We start from the raw sequence: 17,010 nt of genomic DNA on the forward strand, positions 1-17,010 counted from the left end.
TTTTCACTGTTTCATTGCTGCAAGTCATCGAAAAGTCCATTGATTTTTCGAATAATTTACGCACGATTCGTCCGTGCCGATCCGTGCGCCGTCGACGTCGCGTTCCGCGACGCCATGGGGGGGCCGCCGGACCGCCCGTGTCTTCCTGCCCGCCATGCCGAATCGAGACGGCCTCCAGGATCGCCCACCGACCGCGATGCCACCGGTTCGACGTGAAGATTTCGTGAAGCACGAACCGGGCCGGGAGCCACCTCGTTCCCGCAATTATCGGGGCCGTCGGCCATGTTCCGCATGGCCTCGCCGGGCACGCATGCCGGATCCGGCAGACAGCTTTCCCATTTGCCTCGGCGACTCGTACGCTGAATTACACCTCCCCTCCCCTAGCGGGAAATACGCATATCAAATTACCAGGGGGAAAAATATGTTCCAGAAAATGATCCAACAGTGTCATCAGGCATACGACAATGCTTGCATGTCTATTTGGGCTTTGCTCTCACAGGCACTCGTTCTCGCCTGCGGTAGGAGGGAAGAAGACGAGGAACTCCAATACGCCGGATGGTTTCTAGTTTTCATCGCCGTCCTCATTGCCCTAGGCGCCGTCATGATCGCCGGCATGGCTGTTTGGTGCGTGGTCAATCAGCATGGTGCATTCACCGGTGAATGGAGGTGGGTGACGTTCGGCATCTCAACATCCATCAGGTGCACGGCTTGATTGGATTTCCGGGGCGTTCCTCGCCGATACGGAGGAACGCCCTATTTGGCGAGAGGATAACCATGTTACAGGTTCACGGAGTTTCGTTTAGGTACGGACGGCACAATGCCGTCTTACATTCGATAGACTTTGACGTTGCCTCTGGAGAAATAGTTGGCCTCATTGGACCAAATGGCTCCGGGAAGACTACGCTTATCAGGCTGATATGCGATCTGTACGCATTGCAGACAGGAACCATAGACATTCAAGGATTTTCCTCCTCTTCACCTGACGCAAAGGCTGCGGTCATGCATATCGGAAGCAACGACGACATGCCCATTTTCCTTACCGGCTGGGAATATGCCTCAACGTTGGCGCGACTATATGGTGTTTCTCTTGAATACCAAAAACTAGCCATGATGTTCGAGCACTTCGGAATGGGCGGAGCAGAGCATCGGCTCATCGAATCGTATTCCCACGGCATGAAGAAAAAGATGCAACTGGGCTGCGCTTTTCTACTGAAGCGTCCGCTGACCATCATCGATGAAACACTGAACGGCATCGATATTGACGCATGGTACACATGCATCAATGAATTTCACAGGATGCGAGAGAACGGTTTATCCATCTTGCTCTGTAGCCACGATTTCGCGTTACTAGAAAAGACCGCCGACAGCTTGGCCCTGCTCCGCAATGGGTACATGGGACAGCAGGTGACATTAACGGATCTCATGGACGAATACGGAGGCATCGCCGAATGGTATCGAACTACCCTACTAGAAGAAGCCTCGTGACGATCAACTTCGAGAGGCGCATTTGTCAGTTCACGGAGACATTCTTGTTTCTAGCGAAACTTTTCAAGCGGACGATGCTGCAGTATGGCGTCCTGCGAAAGCGATCGGTGAGATTGGCACTAATAGCCTTGGCCCTCTTGTGGATGGCGTTCAGCAGCTTTATCGCCGTGGCGTTCTTTCGCTCCATAGGCGAGCAACAGGGAATGTGGGATTTCATATTCAACATCGAGTCCATCTCCCTGTCGGGGATAGTCATTGCATTCTTTCTCATCGTCAAGCTTCTCTTCTCGAAGACAGATTCCGCCACCAGATGCATCAGCTATCTTCCCGTTTCAAGCATGATGAGGAATCTGGCCCTTAAGGCATGCGAGGCATGCATCGTACTCATCTTGACTGTAGGAACCGCATGCGCGGTGCTCGTCTCGGCAGCCGTTCTCCACAGTGCCGGCGTCCTTCAATTAGCTTTCCTCCATCTTCTCGTGCCCGCCCTGCTACTCTATATAGCTCTCAGTCTGGTATGGGATGGAATTAATCGCAGTATGCATATGATAGGCATCCCCCAGTTTGCCTCCTCTGTTGCACTGCTCGTAACGGCCGGAATACTCATGAGCTATTCCGCCTTGCAGTTCCAGCTGATATCCGACATAAGTGAAAGGTATATACAGCAGGACTACTCACTCTTTTGGGCAACCATCGTGCCAGATCTATCACATTATCTCGGAGCCCTTCCGACCGCGCTGTTGTCGATTCTGGCACTGCTCGGGATGACAGCCCTTGACATCGCCATCACACCCTCCCAGTATTGTCGACAGGCCAACTTCATCCATATTCCCATTCCGTACTCGGAACGCAACGACCTGTGCATGTTCACGACATACATAATGCGATCTCGCGACACTATGCTTTCCATAGTCGTTGCAATAGCTTTCGCGCTCATTTCCTGCATGGGAGGGCACGCAGACATTGCGCCGGCATATGCTTGCGTATTGGCGTTTACCGGTATGTCTCAGTTCGCAAATGGCATTGTACCTGCATGGGCCGCAGTAAGACGATCCGCAACATACATGTATTGCTGCATGCTGGGGTCACAGCTCGTCGTATATACGACATTCTGGGGGATACTGCTTGCGATCAGCTTGGTTTGGACTCCCCTGACAGGCCTGACACGGCTGGGTACTTATGCGGCCCTAGTGGGAACAACCCTGATCCTCACGATGATAGGGATACTTTTCCCCGCCTTTAAAGACAATCCACTGACATCCATTGCGGGAATTTTATCATTTTTCCTTATGGCAATAGTATTTATTTTTGCATTATGTATTCTCAATATTAATTTTATTTTCGTTATTTTATTTTCATTATTGTCCATTATTTTTATTGTTATATATTCTATTTTTGGAATTCAAAACTTTTGGAAAGTGAAAAAATATGAAAGCTTTTAAAGCTGCTGTCATAGGAGCAGGAATCGGAGCGGTCCTGTGGGCAACCTTATTGGTAGGAGGCCTCCTATATGCCATGTTCACCACACCCGGCTACGTGAATCAACGCACATCCGCACTATGGGGCGCAGTGTACTTTGAGACCATCCAACATGACACTTACGCAGACATGGTCATCGGTCTCGGAAATGTGCAGGTAGCCTATATTCTTTTACTGACGTGCATACTGGCGTGCACAGGAGTAGGGCTTCTGGTGAATCATTGTCATCACAAGCAGTTTGCGTCCAATAGAAGTCTATGAGACACAAGACGGAGAGAAAAACGGCAACGCATGTCGTCGTCTTTCACCCAGCATCGCCGTTTTCATGGCTCCTGCTCCTCAAGAGGATCGTGATGGCAGGTTGTATGCCGTCACTACTGTTCGTGGATCTCCTCATGATCGTCATGAACCAACTCCCCGAATGTCCAGGACTCTTCGGAGGTCTGATAAAGCTAGCAACCATAGCGTTTACCGCAACCGTTACACACGAACTGGCACACGCAATAATCTTGGCGTGGGGAGAGACGACAACAGAATTAATCGTCTCTTCCCATATATTGAGCATTGGCATCCATTGCCAGAAATGTCTTCCTGTAGGTCGCGGCCTTCTCTGTGCCGTCACCGGACCCTGTGCGGGAGCAATGACAGCGCTGTGGCTGGGGGCCATGTCTGGCTCTTCTTTGTTTTGGATTGTGATGGCACAGCACGGCTTAAATCTTCTCCCTCCATGCGACGACGCCCTGACGGCTGCGCGGTGCTTGCGAAAGATGTCGCACCACCGCGCTTCCTAACCGGTCGTACGCAGAGAAGACCAAAGCAGTACTCCCGGGGAGAGCAAGTGACCAGCGTTCACTCTATCCCCACGAGAGATGCGCCTCAAGTACGACAATGTGAGCGGTTCGTAACCACGCCTTCGTCCATGTCCGTATCATGAATCGGCAGCGCACATCGCCACGGGGGCGCTATCTAAGATGTTCGTAGCACGGAGAGCCGGGTAACGGAGGGAACGAAAGAAGGTGGCGTACACACCATGCGCCGACCGAAGCTACACATCGCCATAGTGGAACCGGATGACTTCGCACGGCAGGCATTGACGGCGCTGCTCCAGCGAAAGCTCCAGGCAACCGTACGGGCATTCAGGGGCAACGAACCCCTGATCCTCGACGACCTGGCCCGATGCGGCGCCTACCAGGTGATCGTGGTATCCATGGTCTTCGACCGCACAAGCGGACCGGCCTTCTGCCAGGCCATTCGGCGCCGCAATGGCACCACGCCGATCCTTGGCATCACCGCGCTTCCCTTGCAACGATTTCACGCCGCCATGGTGAGCGCGGGAGCGCAGGGGCTCGCGTCGAAGACGGCCGCGGGCACCGTCATCCGCAGTGTTCTGGCCATGGCGTCGGGAATGGTGATGCCCGACTTCAGGATGCCGGAACTTGCCCACGCCAGGATATGCGCCCGGCAGGAAGCCAATGATCCGGTCCTTACCGCGCACGATTGCGAATTGCTCCATTGCTTCCTGTTCTACAAGGCCGATCTCGACGCCATGAGCCAGGAGCTCGGCATTTCCCGGGACACAGTCCGCAAGAGCATGAAGCGCCTGCAACGCAAATTGAAGTGCAGGTCGTCGGTTGAGCTCTACTGCTACGCCCTCGATCACGAGCATTACGAAGTGTAGGGGCCACGCGGCCCGATCCCCGGGACAATTGGCGCACATGGGAGCAACACGCCAATGATCGTCGGCGAACATGTTCACTTGCACATTTGCCTGTTCGCTTGGCCCTCCAAGAGCTCAATGGCATGTGCGTTCGAGGGGCGAATCGAGCAAATGAAACAATTTGCGAACATACCCCCGTTTCGCCCTCGTGAAAGTTGGCAAGCCGGGGATTCTCGACTATATTTATCAACTACAAGAACAACTCAAGAGCAGACCCACAAAAAGTATATGGTCAGCAAGATTATTACGTTGGGCGGGTATTGGAAGGACTTACCGTTACAACGATGGAGTTGTGCAGAGATTCTGCCGAGTTGAACTTGTAGTGAAGACCCGCTCCGGCGGGTCTTCCGCTGTCCGGGCCGTCACACATCGTCCCGGCGGCGTCCACGACGAGCGGCGCCCCTCCCGAAGGAGGGGCGCCGCTTCGCATTGGACCGGATCCTGGACCGGTCGAGCCGACCGGACGGTCGCCGCCCGGCAACCCGGACCTGGACGAGCCGGAGGTCCGGCCGAGGTCAGTCGATGACGCCGTACAGGCGGTCGCCGGCGTCGCCGAGGCCCGGGACGATGTAGCTCTTGTCGTTGAGCTTCTCGTCGACGGCGCAGACGACGACCTTGAAGTCGATCGACGGGTCGATCTTCTGCTGGACGTACTCGATGCCTTCCGGCGCGGCAATGATGCAGACGGCGGTGACATCCTTGGCACCGCGTTCGGCGAGGTAGTGCGTGGCGGCGACGAGCGTGCCGCCGGTGGCCAGCATCGGGTCGATCAGGAAGCACTGGCGACCGCTGAGGTCTTCGGGCAGGCGGTTCGCATAGGTGATCTGCTGGGTCGGATGCTCTTCGTCGCGCTTCATGCCGAGGAAGCCGACTTCGGCGGACGGCATCATCTTCATCATGCCGTCGAGCATGCCGAGGCCCGCGCGCAGGACGGGGACGATGATCGGGACCGGCTTGGCGATGGCCTTGCCGACCATCGGGGCGACCGGCGTCTCGATCGGCTTGTCGACGACGTCGAGGTTGCGGGTGGCTTCGTAGGCCTCGAGCATGACGAGCTCGGAGACGAGATTGCGGAAAGTGGAGGAGGACGTGTTCTTGTCGCGCAGAATCGTGAGCTTGTGCTCGACGAGCGGGTGATCCAAAACTTGAAGTTCCATGTCTTCCAGAGTAAGCCCACGACTGGAAGAAACGAAGCGCGAAAAATCGGACACCCGTGCCGGCGGATCGGCGGCCAAGACACGCCGAAGGCGGATCGTGAACGGGAAAGAAAAGAGAGAAGAAAAAGAAGGAAGAAAAGGAAAGGGAAAGGAAAAGCGCCGGACCGAGAAAGCGCCATGTCGGCGCACAGGCCGCTCGCAGCGGCAGAAAATGGAGCCCGGGGCTATGCACGGCCCGACGCGACCTTCCATTGTACATGCGACATGCCGGAGCGGAAGTCCCTTCCGCTCCGGCATGCCTCTCCCCCGCGCGATCTTCACGGCGTCGGCCGCGCCGGTCGCATGGTTCGGTCGCATGGCTCCGTCGCGCAATGCATTCGCGTAGCCGGGCCATCCGGTCCAACCGTCACGGTCCGGCCATCCGGTCCGGCCGCCACGGTTCCGCCGTCCCGCGGAAATTCCACGCCGGCCCCGTCGGCGGTTCGCGGCTCAGCTCTCGATCTTCACCTCGTCGGGCTTGATCGTCGGCACGAACGCCTCGAAGATGTAGCGGTCGAAGTACGGCAACGCGTAGTCGAGCTCGTCGCTCGAGCGCACCGTCCAGGCGACGGCGAGCGCGCCCATCGAGCGGTCGAACCGCAGTGGCGTCTTGTCGCCGTCGCGGTAGTCGTAGGCGACGAAGTCCGGCCGCGACAGCCAGTTGAAGCCGAGCATGCCGGCGAGCCATTCGCCCGGGTTCTTCGTGAAGCTCGTGTCCTCGGCGAGCTGGCCGCGGCAGACTTCCGGATAGTGCGTGCGGTACCAGTTCATCGCGATCGGGCTGAACGATTCGACAACGTACGGACCGCTGTACGCGTGCAGCAGGTCGGAAGCGTGTTCCATGAGCTCCTCGTCGCGGTCGTCCCACTGGCGCGGGTCGGCGAACTTGAACTCGACGATGATCGGCGTGCGGCCGGCGACGACCTGCAGGACGTCCTCGAGCAGCGGCACGTGCTGGTAGTAGCCTGTCGGCGCCTGGTCGGGCGTCGTCACGAGCGGCGGATTCTCGTCGGCGCCCGGCAGCAGCGGGGCCTTCTCGGCGCCCGGCGCGCAGGTCGGGAACAGCGGGATGCGGACGAGCTCGTCGTAGGTCAGGTCGCGGATGAGCCGCGGGTCGCCGGCCACGCGGGCGAGGTCGGGATCGTGGCAGACGACGACCTTGCCGTCGAGCGTCAGCTGGACGTCGAGTTCCATGCCGAAGCCGGCCTCGGCGGCCGCCGCGAACGCGGCGAGCGAGTTCTCCGGCGCGATCGGGCCCGGCTCGTCCGGCGTGCCGAAGCCTGCCTTCATCGCCATGCGGCGCGCGAGCGCCACGTAGGCGCCGCTTTCGCCGGCGTACTGCTGGGACAGGCCGCTGCCGGCGTCGTGCAGGCCGCGGTGGGCGTACATGACGTTCGGCATCGTCGGAACGTAGTTTGCGCGCTTGTTGCCATGGGTGCGCGGCATCGTCGCCCACAGCGCGGCGCCGGCGGCCAGAGTGCCGCCGATCAGCAGTTTCTTCATCGTTTTCGCCATCTGTGTCCTCGTTTCCATTCTCCAGGGCGCCACGGTTGCCTGATTTGGTAGCGTAGCCGGGAAACCATGGCGTCGGGTGAAGGCCGGCTTACAGCGTAAGCCGGTTATTTTCGACGTTTCCTGTTGGCACGACTCTTGGAAATGATGTCGAGAACGATCCACACCGACAGCACGAACGCGACGACATAGCCCATGAACCCGACGACCGGGATGCCGAAGATGATCGGCTTCATGCCGGCGAAGTAGACGATCGACGAGCCGACAAACAGGCCGACGACGATGAGCGCCATCGTCAGGCGGTTGACCATGTCGGAGAGCTGCTGGATCGGTTCCTCGGAACCGACGACCTCGGCGTTGAGCCGCAGTTCGCCGCGCGTGAGCATGCGCAGCGCCGTCTCCGTCTCCCTCATCGTGCGCAGCGAGCTGTGCAGGGCCTCGTGGCTCTCGACGGCGAGCGACTTCAGGTCGTCGACGACGCGCTGCTTCGTCGACTTGGCGCCGGCGATGTGCCGGGAAATGATCTGGATCATGTTGACGTCCGGAATGAACTCGTCGAGCGTGCCTTCCAGCGTCACCAGCGCGCGGCCGACCGTCGTCACCGAGCTCGGCACCTCGATGCCGTGGCGGCGCGCCAGCGACGTCAGCGACTGCAGGAAGTCGGCGAGGTTGAGGTCGGCGAGGTCGACGGTGCCGAATTCCTTGACGATGCCGTCGAGGTCGGCGAGCAGTTCCGGATAGTCGGCCGCGTCGGCGCCGGTGCCGGCGAATCGCAGCAGCGCGTTGGCGAGCTGCGGCGAGTCCTGCTTGGCGACGGCGAACAGCATCTGCTTCAGCGCGCCGCGCGTGGGCGCGTCGAGCCGGCCGGTCATGCCCAGGTCGATGAGCACGATCTTGCCGCCGCGGATCATGATGTTGCCGGGATGCGGGTCGGCGTGGAAGAAGCCGACGTCGAGGATCTGCGAGGCGTAGTTGTCGACGAGCTTCGTGCCGATTTCCTTGAGCGAGTAGCCGTCGGCCTCGAGCTCGGCGGTGCGGGCCATGCCGATGCCGTCGATGTATTCCATGACGAGCACGTGCTCGGTGCACAGGTCGACGTACGGCGTCGGGCAGTCCATGTAGGAGTAGTCGCGGCAGAACCGCTTGAATTCGCACAGGTTGCGCGCCTCGTTGAGGAAGTCGGTCTCCTCCTCGAACGTCTCCCAGAGCTCCTCGACGACGCCCTGGAAGTCGACGATCTGCGCGTTGTGCATGATCTTCGTCGCACCCCTCGCGATCGAGCGCATGATCGAGACGTCCTCGGCCATCGTCTCGCGCACGCCGGGGCGCTGCACCTTGATCGCGACGTCCTCGCCGGTCTTCAGCGTGGCGCGATGGACCTGCGCGAGCGACGCGGAACCGAGCGGCGTCGTGTCGATGTGCTCGAAGATCTCGCCGACCGGCCGGCCGTATTCGTGCTCGAGCGTCTGCAGCACCACGCCGTACGGCATCGGGTCGGCGTTGGCGCGCAGCAGCGCGAGCTCGTCGCAAAATGACTGCGGCAGGATTTCGGAGCGCATCGACAGGATCTGGCCGACCTTGACGAACGTCGGGCCGAGCGCCTCGAGCATGAGCCGCATGCGCACCGGCGTCAGGCCCTTGAGCACGTCGTAGTGCATCGCGATGTGCATGATCTGGCGCAGGCGCTTGGCCTTGCTGAGCCTGGTCAGGTGGTATTCCTCGGAGAACGACTGGCGGTGCGTGCCGAACAGCCCGATCGTCTCGTTGGCCTCGCCGCGCCGCGGAATCGAGTCGCCGGACGTGTCGTGCATGCCGGTCATGTACGGCTGCGGCTGGCGTGGCGGAGCGGAAGCTTGCGACGATTCGTCCGTCGATTCATCCGCCGCCGAGGCGTCCCCGTCCTTCGCCTTCCTGGCCGTCTTCTTGCCGGTCTTCGCGCCAGCTTTTCCGCTGGCCGAGGCCTTCGATTCGGCCTCGCGCTTCGCCCAGTAGGACGGATCGTCCCAGTCCCGATAATCCGACGACGGGTCGCGGGCCTCGTCGTCGAGCGTCCCCTCGTCGGCGGCGCGGTCGAACGACAGCGGGCCGTTCTCGCGCCGGTGGCCGTCGAGATCGTCGACGAGGTCGCCGACGGCCCGCTCGAGGTCGTCGGCGTCATGACGCACGCCGCGGACGGCACCGCGCAGGGCGTCGTCCGCGACATGCAGCGGTCCGGCGTCGACGCCGGAGTCGTCCGCGGACGACTCGACGTCAATGCCGGCCACCGGCTTCGTCTCCCGATCGATGTCGACCGGCATGCCCATCTTGTCGGCATACCGTTCGAGCGAGTCCTTCTCGGCCTGTTCCTCGGCGCGCTGCTCGGCAGCGGCCTGTTCGGCCCGGCGCTTGCGCCGGGAGACGTGGTGCCTGTGGTTGCGCTTCGCCAAGCTCAGAGGTTCTCTTCCTCTTCGGTTTCCTCGGCGAGCTCGTCGCCCTCGGCCTCGGCCGTCTTCGTCGGCTTGGCCGTTTCGCGCAGGCCGGCGGCCGCGTTCTTCATCGTCTCGTTGGCGTCCTTCGCCTTGTCGCGAAGCGTGTCCTTCTTCTCGTCGGCCTTGTGCTGCAGCTCGGAGTTGAGCTGCTTGCCCTGCTCGACGGTCAGCTCGCCCTTCTTGACCAGGTCGTCGATGATCTCGCGGCCCTTCTCGGCACTCGTCGCGAGCGCGCCGACACCGGCCAGGAACACCTTGTGCAGGCCTTCGCCGAGGCCGCCGAACACGTCGTTGTTGTTATCTGCCATCTCAAGCCCCTTCCAAAGGTTGTGCGCGGGCATGCCGCACGCCCCCAACTCTACCCGAAATCGGCCGCCAGCGGTCCCCCTCGCCCACCGTTTCAACACCGGCGAACGACGACCCCGCCCCCACGTTTCTCCCCCGCATGTCACAATCCCCGGGATCGGATCCCGGGGATTGTGACATGCAAGAGGCGGCCAGGCGGCCACGCGAGCGGGGCGGCGGCTACCGCGGACGGCCGATGGCGACGGAGCGGGCCTGCTCGGCGGTGCGGTCGAGCTCCTCGAGGGCGGCCTTCTGGTCGTCGGTCTGCACGGGTTCGAACTTGCCGTAGCGCCGTTCGGCGGCGGTCGTGATCAGGAAGTCGGCGATCTTCGGGTTCTTCGGCAGCAGCGAGCCGTGCATGTAGGTGCCGATGACGTTGTGGACGCGGGCGCCTTCGGTATGGTCCTCGCCGTTGTTGCCCATGCCCTCGCCGGCGACGTGGCCGAGCGGCTGGACGCCCTCGCGCAGGAACGTCTGGCCGGAATGGTTTTCATAGCCGACAATTTGTCCGAACTCGTCAGATTGCTCGACGAGGTTGCCGATCATCCTCACGTCGCGGCCCTTCGTGAACGACGGGATGATGCCGATGCCCTCGAGGCGCGCGCCGTCGACGGTCTCGAAGAAGTCGCCGAACAGCTGGTACAGGCCGCAGATGACGAGCATCGGCACGCCGTCCCCGGCGAGGCCGCGCAGCAGCTCGGCGCGGCGGAAGAAGTCGGCCGTGATCTTCTTCTGGCCGGTGTCCTGGCCGCCGCCGCCGAGGATGAGGTCGACGTGCTCGGGCCACGGATCGTTCTGGTTGTAGGCATGGATGTGCGGATCGTAGCCGTACAGCTCCAGCCGCCGGCTCACCGTCAGCACGTTGCCGGAGTCGCCGTAGATGTTCATGTCCTTCGGATACAGCGAGACGATGTCAATGTCGCGGTTCGTCATCCGCCCACCTTCTCTTCATTGGTTGGAAAATTTGCACGATTCGACCGTGCGATCCGGCCTCGGGATCCGGCCGTCCGGCTCACTTGCCGACGCCGGCGTCGCTGACGCTGGCGATCCGGCCGAGCGCGGCGCGGGCCCTGAGCATGGCCGTGTACGTGCAGTAGATGTGCTTCGGGACGCCGGGGTTCGACTTGACGAACATGACGACGTCGTCCTCGAGTTCGGTGCCGGCGCGGGCGACGGCGACCTGGTCGTATTCGAGGCGCAGCTTCATGTCGTACGCCCTGACGCCGGACACGGCGGCGACGCCGGTGTCCCTGAGCGACGTGAAGTCGACGTCCCACAGCCAGCTCATGTCGCGGCCGTCGGCGTACTCGTCGTTGATGCAGATCATCGTCTCGGCGCCGTCCGGCGGGAACGACGCGAGCGACAGCCGGAAGCCCATCGGGTTCTTGACGAGCAGCAGCTCGACCGGCGTGCCGTCGACGTCGATCGTCTCGCCGCGACCAAACGCCGGCGTCACCGTCGACAATGCCTTGAGTTCATCGGCGACAGTGGCCTTCGCGAGCTTGCGGGCGCGCTCGATGAACGCGGCGACGCGACGCCGCGGCAGGCGGCCGGACGCCTTGCGCACGACGGCGGCATCGTAGACATCGTGCTGCACGGCGCGCACGACGGTCAGCGCGGCGGCCGCGTTGAACAGGTTGTAGACGCCCTCGAGCCTGACGGCCGTCGTCTCGGTCTCGCCGTCGATGTCGAGCGTGACCCGGTGGTCGCCGACGTCGAGCAGCGTCACGTCCGCGGGCACCATGTCGACGGAGGAATCGTTCACGAGCTCGGGAGCCGAGCCGGCCTCTTCCGAGTTGGCGAGCACCGACGTCTCGCCGGCCGCGCGGTCGGCGGCGGCCGCCTGCGAGGCGACCGTCGTCGCCATCTCGTCGTCGGACGGGAAGAACGGCCGCAGCTTGTCCGACAGGCCGAACCACTTGACGTCGACGCCGTCGTGGACGTCGGCCTCGAGCGCGGCGATGCGCGGATCCTCGCGGTTGAGCACGACGGTGCCGGTCGTCGCGGCGGCGACATGGGCGAGCAGCCGGGCCGTGTTGTCGATCTCGCCGAAGCGGTCGAGCTGGTCGCGCATGACGTTGAGCAGCAGCGCGTAGCGGGGCTTCGCCTGCTTCACGAAGTGGACGGCGTAGGCCTCGTCGAGCTCGAGGACGGCGATGTCGGCGTCGACGTGGCCGGCCAGCGAGCACTGTTCCAGGACAGACGAGACGACGCCGCGCGTGAAGTTCGAGCCGGTCGGGTTTGTGAACACCTTGAGGCCGAGTTCCTCGAGCATCGTCGCGACCATGCGCGTGGTCGTCGTCTTGCCGTTCGTGCCGGAGACGAGGACGACGCCGAGCGGCAGCCGGCCGAGCGTGCGGCGCAGGAATCCGGGGTCGATCCGCTCGACGACCTTGCCGGGGAACGCCGAGCCGCCGTGATGCGTCAGTCGCGAGGCGACGCGCACGGCCTTGCCGATCAGCGGCGTGGCGAACATGTGCCAGGGGCGGCGGTTCAGGCGCGCCTCGAGCGCGGCGTCGGCCGCGCTGCCGGCGGCGGACTGGCCGGCGCCGGCGGCCGCGCCGTCACGCGAACCGGCCGTGTTTCGCGGCTCGCCAGTGTCGCGGGAATCGTTCCCGGTCGTTTCCGAAGACTTTGCCAACGTGACTCACACTCCCTGCTGATAATCCTGCGGCATGTCCTTGAACTTCGAGTTCGCACCGAGGAAGGCGAGATGGAACGTGTCCGTCGGGCCGTTGCGGTGCTTGGCCATAATGATATCCGCCTCGCCGGGCCGGTCTTCCTTGTCGTAGAAATCCGGGCGGTGGACGAGGAAGACGACGTCGGCGTCCTGCTCGATCGAGCCCGACTCGCGCAGGTCGGACAGCTGCGGCTTCTTGTCGTTTCTCATTTCCGAATTGCGGTTGAGCTGGCTCAGCGCGACGACCGGCACCTCGAGCTCCTTGGCGAGCAGCTTGAGCGCGCGCGAGAAGCCGGAGACTTCCTTCTCGCGGCTTTCCTCCTGCTTGCCGGAGCTCATCAGCTGGAGGTAGTCGATGACGACGAGTTTCAAGTCGTTCGTCTGCTTGAGCCGGCGGCACTTCGCGCGGATTTCCATCAGCGACATGTTCGGCGAATCGTCGATGAACAGCGGCGCGTTCTCGAGCTTCGTGAAGAACTTGTTGAGCGTGTCCCAGCGCTCGATCGTGATGTCCTCGGCGTGGCGCATGGCCGCGAGCGGAATGTTCGTCTCGGCCGAGATGATGCGCTGCGCGAGCTCGACCTTGCTCATCTCGAGGCTGAAGACGACCGACGTCATGCCGTGATGGAGCGCGGCGGCGCGCGCGAAGTCGATGCCGAGCGTCGACTTGCCCATCGCCGGGCGTCCGGCGACGACGATCATCTGGCCCGGCTGCAGGCCCTGCGTCACCTCGTCGATGTCGCGGAAGCCGGTCGGCACGCCCTTCTGCAACTCGCCCTTCTGGATCTTGTCGATCTGCTCGAGCGCCTCCTCGACGACCGACTGGATCGGCGAGTAATCCTGGCGCACGCGGCCGGCGCCCATTTCATAGACTTCCGACTGCGCGAGGTTGACGATGTCTTCGGCCTGCGCGCCCTCGGCGCTGTAGCCGAGCTGCGCGATCTTCGTGCCGGCGGCGATGACCTGCCGCAGGATGGCGCGCTGGTGGACGATCTCGGCGTAGTAGGTCGCGTTGGCGGCCGTCGGGACCGACGACAGCAGGCTCTGCAGGTAATCGGTGCCGCCGACCTTCTCGAGGTTGCCCTCGTCGGCGAGCCGGTTCGCGACGAGGACGGCGTCGACCGGCTGCGACTTCGAGAACATGTCGATGATCGATTCGTAGATCGTCTGGTGCTTCGGCTGGTAGAAGTCGGAGACCTCGATCATCTGCGTCACTTCGCCGATTGCGTCCTTGCTCATCAGCATGCCGCCGAGCACCGCCATCTCGGCGTTGTCGTCGTGCGGCGGCACGCGGTCGAACAGCGTCGCGTTGTTCGCGGAACCGTCGCCGCGGCCGGCACGGGCGCCGGATCCGCCGGCGTACGCGCCGTCGTCGCGGGCATACGACGACCTGGGGGTAAAGGAGGAATCAGCCATACGTTCGAGTATAGCGATCAGCCTGCTGACCCGACAGTTCGCCGATGTGACAGTTGGGTGGACGGTTGGGTGGACGGTTGGGCGGATGAGCGGGCGGACGGTTGCGATGACGTTCGGCCACGATTTCTCCGCGGGAATCGTGCCCAATTGTCAATCCCAACTTACAACCGACAATCTGTCACGATTCTCCCGTCAAAATCATGACCGACCGTCATTCCCAACTCGGAACCGATGATCAGTCACGTTCCGCAAGCAGGAACCGTGACCAACTGTCACCGCCGTCCCCGCCGTCACCACCGTCACCGCCGTCCCCCGTCGTCACCACCGTCGCGCCCGCACCATCACCACTGTCCCTACCATCATGCCCGCGCCGTCACCACCGTTCCATCGTCACGTCCGCGCCGTCACCACCGTCCCATCGTCATGCCCGCGCCGTCAATTTCGTTCAGCGTTCTCCCGCTCCGCCTTATTGGCAGTATTTCGAACGATTCCTGCGGCAGAATCGTTCAGAATATTTCCGAGTCCCTCTCGAGGACCAATCCGTAACGTCAAACAGTCGTTTTTCGTTACTCAAAATTCCGTCATCGACGGGCGGAACGATTCCGAACAAAAACCGGTTCCGTTCCGTTACATAAGTCCCGCCGACATGCACTCGGCAGAATTCCGAACAAAAACCGGTTCCGTTCCGTTACATAAGTCCCGCCGACATGTACCCGGCAGAATTCCGAACGATTCTCCCGCCAGAATCGTTCAATAATCTTCCATTCCAACGGCACAGGACCATCCGTAACACCAGCCAGCCGCCTGCCATGTCACAGCCCATCGTCAGCGTCGGTGGACGTCAATGGCGGCAGGGAACAGGCAGTCATTGTGGAAACCGACGCATCCGCACACATCGATCCACGAAGTCGGCGTGGCGACGGGAATGATCCTAGCGTGAGGATCATTCGAAAAAGAGAGAAAGGAGCGCCAAGATGGGTTGCGACGCACGCATCCAGCGGATGCTGGAAACGAGCCGGCGCGAGCGCCGACTGGCGTACACCGAGACGGAGGCGGACCGGATGGCCGTCAGCCGGCGCCTTGCCAGGGGCGAGCTGACGTCACCGTACCGCTCGCTGTTCACGTCGCCGGCGATTTGGTCGTCGCTGACGGTCACTGAACAGATCGAGTGGACCACGCGCGCGATCGCACTGCGGCGGCCGGAAACCGTGTTCGCCGGCCCCACGGCCGTCGCGCTCCACCATCTCGAATACCAGTTCGATATTCAGCGGCCGGGCATCTTCACGCTGGTACCCGATCACGGCACGCCGCTCGCGCACCTGCACGACGCCGACGCCACGCCGTTCGGGCGCCGACAGGTGCGAATCGCCATTCCGAAGGAGCGATGGAGCGACGTGACCGTCACCGCGCGCGACGGACGCCACGCGACGACGGTGACGCGCACGCTCGTCGACGCCGCCGTCCTCGAGCCGTTCCCGAACGCGCTCGCGATCTGGGACTCGGCCGAACGGGCCGGCAAGCTCGATCGTTCCGCCGTTCTCCGCGAAGCACAGCAGGTTCGCGCGGCGATGCCGGCGGTCGAGCAGCTGCTCCGGTACGTCGACGGCAGGAGCATGAACGGCGGCGAGTCGTTCACCCGCGCCGTCATGATCGAGGAGGGGTTCCCGCCGCCAACGCTTCAGCGGCGGTTCCCGAACGCGAGCTGCACGCGCGGTTACCGCGACGTCGATTTCTGCTGGGAACTGCCGAACGGCGTCATCATCGTCGGCGAGCTCGACGGCGCCGTCAAGCTCACCGACCCGACGATGACGCGCGGCCGGTCGACGGAGGAAATTTCCCACGACGTCGTCGAGCGGGAGCGGCAACTGTACGGCTGGGGAGTGACGACGATCTTCCGGCTGACGATGAAGGAAGTCTTCGAACGGCAGCCGATGATCGCGAAGATGCTCGCCGCCGGCGTTCCCCGGCTGTCGGCGCCGGTCGGCTCGCGGCTGCTGGTCGTCGACACCGAACTCGCCCTGCTGCGCAATGAGATGTGACCGCGGGTGACGAGCGCAAGGCGCAGAGCGACGTGGGAGGACGAGCGACGAGACGAGAAGTCACAGGATGAAACGAGATGGCAGCTTACCGCTGTTTACCTCTGTCTCTCCTGCCCGATCTTGTTCCCGCGTACCCGACGCCGGCTCCCGTCACCCGACCTCGTTCCCACGTACCCGACGCCGGCTCCCCGTCACCCGACATTGCCCCTACTCGGCACCACCCCGTCGTTACATAAAACTGTTACATAAAACGCCGCCTCGTACCGACAGCAATATTTTGAACGATTCTTCCCGAAGAATCGTTCAAAATATTTCCGATGCCGTCCCCTGGCTTCATAAGTAACACCAACCAGTTGTTTTTCGTTCAAAAAAATTCCAGTCAGCCACTGCGGCCCCGTCAATAACGCAGGAAGGCTGTTTTTCGTTCGAAATACTGCCGTCCTTTCAGCACGGGCTCATTCATAACGGCAACTGGCCGATTGTCGTTCGAAATATTGCCGAGTTACGGAAACGGTTTTATCCATAACGATTGCGAACAGGTCGTAGCCGGAGTTGAGCGAATCGACGCGACCGAGTTTTATCCATGTTGTGTCCATAACGATTGCGGACAGATCAGTGTTCATTTCTCGACACTTGAGAAACTGAAAGCGCAGCTTGTAACACCGTTTCTTCA

At 61.9% G+C, this 17,010-nt stretch carries 11 protein-coding genes; 4 read left to right on the forward strand and 7 right to left on the reverse strand.

The annotated features are described in order from the left end of the window. Window positions 1-774: 774 nt before the first annotated feature. The 3 genes from F6S87_RS04350 (at window position 775) to F6S87_RS04360 (ending at window position 4,642) form a co-directional block, all read left to right on the forward strand. A complete protein-coding gene (locus F6S87_RS04350; RefSeq protein WP_163227371.1) occupies window positions 775-1,485 on the forward strand; it encodes an ATP-binding cassette domain-containing protein in 711 nt (236 codons plus the stop codon). Next, complete coding sequence (locus tag F6S87_RS04355) at window positions 1,482-2,927, forward strand: YfhO family protein (protein WP_163227372.1); 1,446 nt, start codon at window positions 1,482-1,484, stop codon at window positions 2,925-2,927. The genes F6S87_RS04350 and F6S87_RS04355 overlap by 4 nt, the downstream gene beginning before the upstream one ends. Window positions 2,928-3,994: 1,067 nt before the next feature. Further along, entirely contained in the window at window positions 3,995-4,642 is a 648-nt protein-coding gene (locus F6S87_RS04360; RefSeq protein WP_163227373.1) for a response regulator, read from the forward strand. A 554-nt stretch (window positions 4,643-5,196) separates the two neighbouring features. Here the strand turns inward: F6S87_RS04360 and upp are convergent. The 7 genes from upp to dnaB all read right to left on the reverse strand — a co-directional run bounded on the left by upp (window position 5,197) and on the right by dnaB (window position 14,298). Then, a complete protein-coding gene (gene upp / locus F6S87_RS04365) occupies window positions 5,197-5,838 on the reverse strand; it encodes a uracil phosphoribosyltransferase (RefSeq protein WP_163227374.1) in 642 nt (213 codons plus the stop codon). A 489-nt stretch (window positions 5,839-6,327) separates the two neighbouring features. Continuing rightward, window positions 6,328-7,392, reverse strand: a complete 1,065-nt coding sequence (locus F6S87_RS04370) for a glycerophosphodiester phosphodiesterase family protein (RefSeq protein ID WP_163227375.1) — start codon at window positions 7,390-7,392, stop codon at window positions 6,328-6,330. Window positions 7,393-7,496: 104 nt separating this feature from the next. Continuing rightward, window positions 7,497-9,209 carry an ABC1 kinase family protein gene (locus tag F6S87_RS04375; protein WP_163227585.1) on the reverse strand — a complete coding sequence of 571 codons (1,713 nt, stop codon included), beginning with the start codon at window positions 9,207-9,209 and terminating at the stop codon, window positions 7,497-7,499. Window positions 9,210-9,817: 608 nt separating this feature from the next. After that, window positions 9,818-10,165, reverse strand: coding sequence for a phasin family protein (locus tag F6S87_RS04380; protein WP_163227376.1), 348 nt, complete (start codon window positions 10,163-10,165; stop codon window positions 9,818-9,820). A gap of 217 nt (window positions 10,166-10,382) precedes the next feature. After that, window positions 10,383-11,135 (reverse strand): type 1 glutamine amidotransferase, encoded by a 753-nt coding sequence (locus F6S87_RS04385; protein WP_163227377.1) that lies wholly within the window; start codon window positions 11,133-11,135, stop codon window positions 10,383-10,385. A 79-nt stretch (window positions 11,136-11,214) separates the two neighbouring features. Beyond that, window positions 11,215-12,678, reverse strand: a complete 1,464-nt coding sequence (locus F6S87_RS04390; RefSeq protein ID WP_163227586.1) for a Mur ligase family protein — start codon at window positions 12,676-12,678, stop codon at window positions 11,215-11,217. A gap of 171 nt (window positions 12,679-12,849) precedes the next feature. Beyond that, complete coding sequence (gene dnaB / locus F6S87_RS04395) at window positions 12,850-14,298, reverse strand: replicative DNA helicase (protein WP_163227378.1); 1,449 nt, start codon at window positions 14,296-14,298, stop codon at window positions 12,850-12,852. 974 nt (window positions 14,299-15,272) lie between these two features. Between dnaB and F6S87_RS04400 the strand changes: the two genes are divergently transcribed. After that, window positions 15,273-16,337 (forward strand): hypothetical protein, encoded by a 1,065-nt coding sequence (locus F6S87_RS04400; RefSeq protein ID WP_163227379.1) that lies wholly within the window; start codon window positions 15,273-15,275, stop codon window positions 16,335-16,337. The last annotated feature ends 673 nt before the right edge of the window (window positions 16,338-17,010 follow it).

Source organism: Bifidobacterium choloepi (assembly GCF_010667615.1).
In the GTDB taxonomy this organism is placed as follows: Bacteria; Actinomycetota; Actinomycetes; order Actinomycetales; family Bifidobacteriaceae; genus Bifidobacterium; species Bifidobacterium choloepi.

What these genes read in the sequence shown, in the direction of transcription:
- F6S87_RS04350 (WP_163227371.1), top strand. Translation starts at nt 775, where the DNA reads ATGTTACAGGTTCACGGAGTTTCGTTTAGGTACGGACGGCACAATGCC.
- F6S87_RS04360 (WP_163227373.1), top strand. Translation starts at nt 3,995, where the DNA reads ATGCGCCGACCGAAGCTACACATCGCCATAGTGGAACCGGATGACTTC.
- upp (WP_163227374.1), bottom strand. Translation starts at nt 5,838, where the DNA reads ATGGAACTTCAAGTTTTGGATCACCCGCTCGTCGAGCACAAGCTCACG.
- F6S87_RS04370 (WP_163227375.1), bottom strand. Translation starts at nt 7,392, where the DNA reads ATGGCGAAAACGATGAAGAAACTGCTGATCGGCGGCACTCTGGCCGCC.
- F6S87_RS04375 (WP_163227585.1), bottom strand. Translation starts at nt 9,209, where the DNA reads ATGACCGGCATGCACGACACGTCCGGCGACTCGATTCCGCGGCGCGGC.
- F6S87_RS04380 (WP_163227376.1), bottom strand. Translation starts at nt 10,165, where the DNA reads ATGGCAGATAACAACAACGACGTGTTCGGCGGCCTCGGCGAAGGCCTG.
- F6S87_RS04385 (WP_163227377.1), bottom strand. Translation starts at nt 11,135, where the DNA reads ATGACGAACCGCGACATTGACATCGTCTCGCTGTATCCGAAGGACATG.
- F6S87_RS04390 (WP_163227586.1), bottom strand. Translation starts at nt 12,678, where the DNA reads ATGTTCGCCACGCCGCTGATCGGCAAGGCCGTGCGCGTCGCCTCGCGA.
- dnaB (WP_163227378.1), bottom strand. Translation starts at nt 14,298, where the DNA reads ATGGCTGATTCCTCCTTTACCCCCAGGTCGTCGTATGCCCGCGACGAC.
- F6S87_RS04400 (WP_163227379.1), top strand. Translation starts at nt 15,273, where the DNA reads ATGGGTTGCGACGCACGCATCCAGCGGATGCTGGAAACGAGCCGGCGC.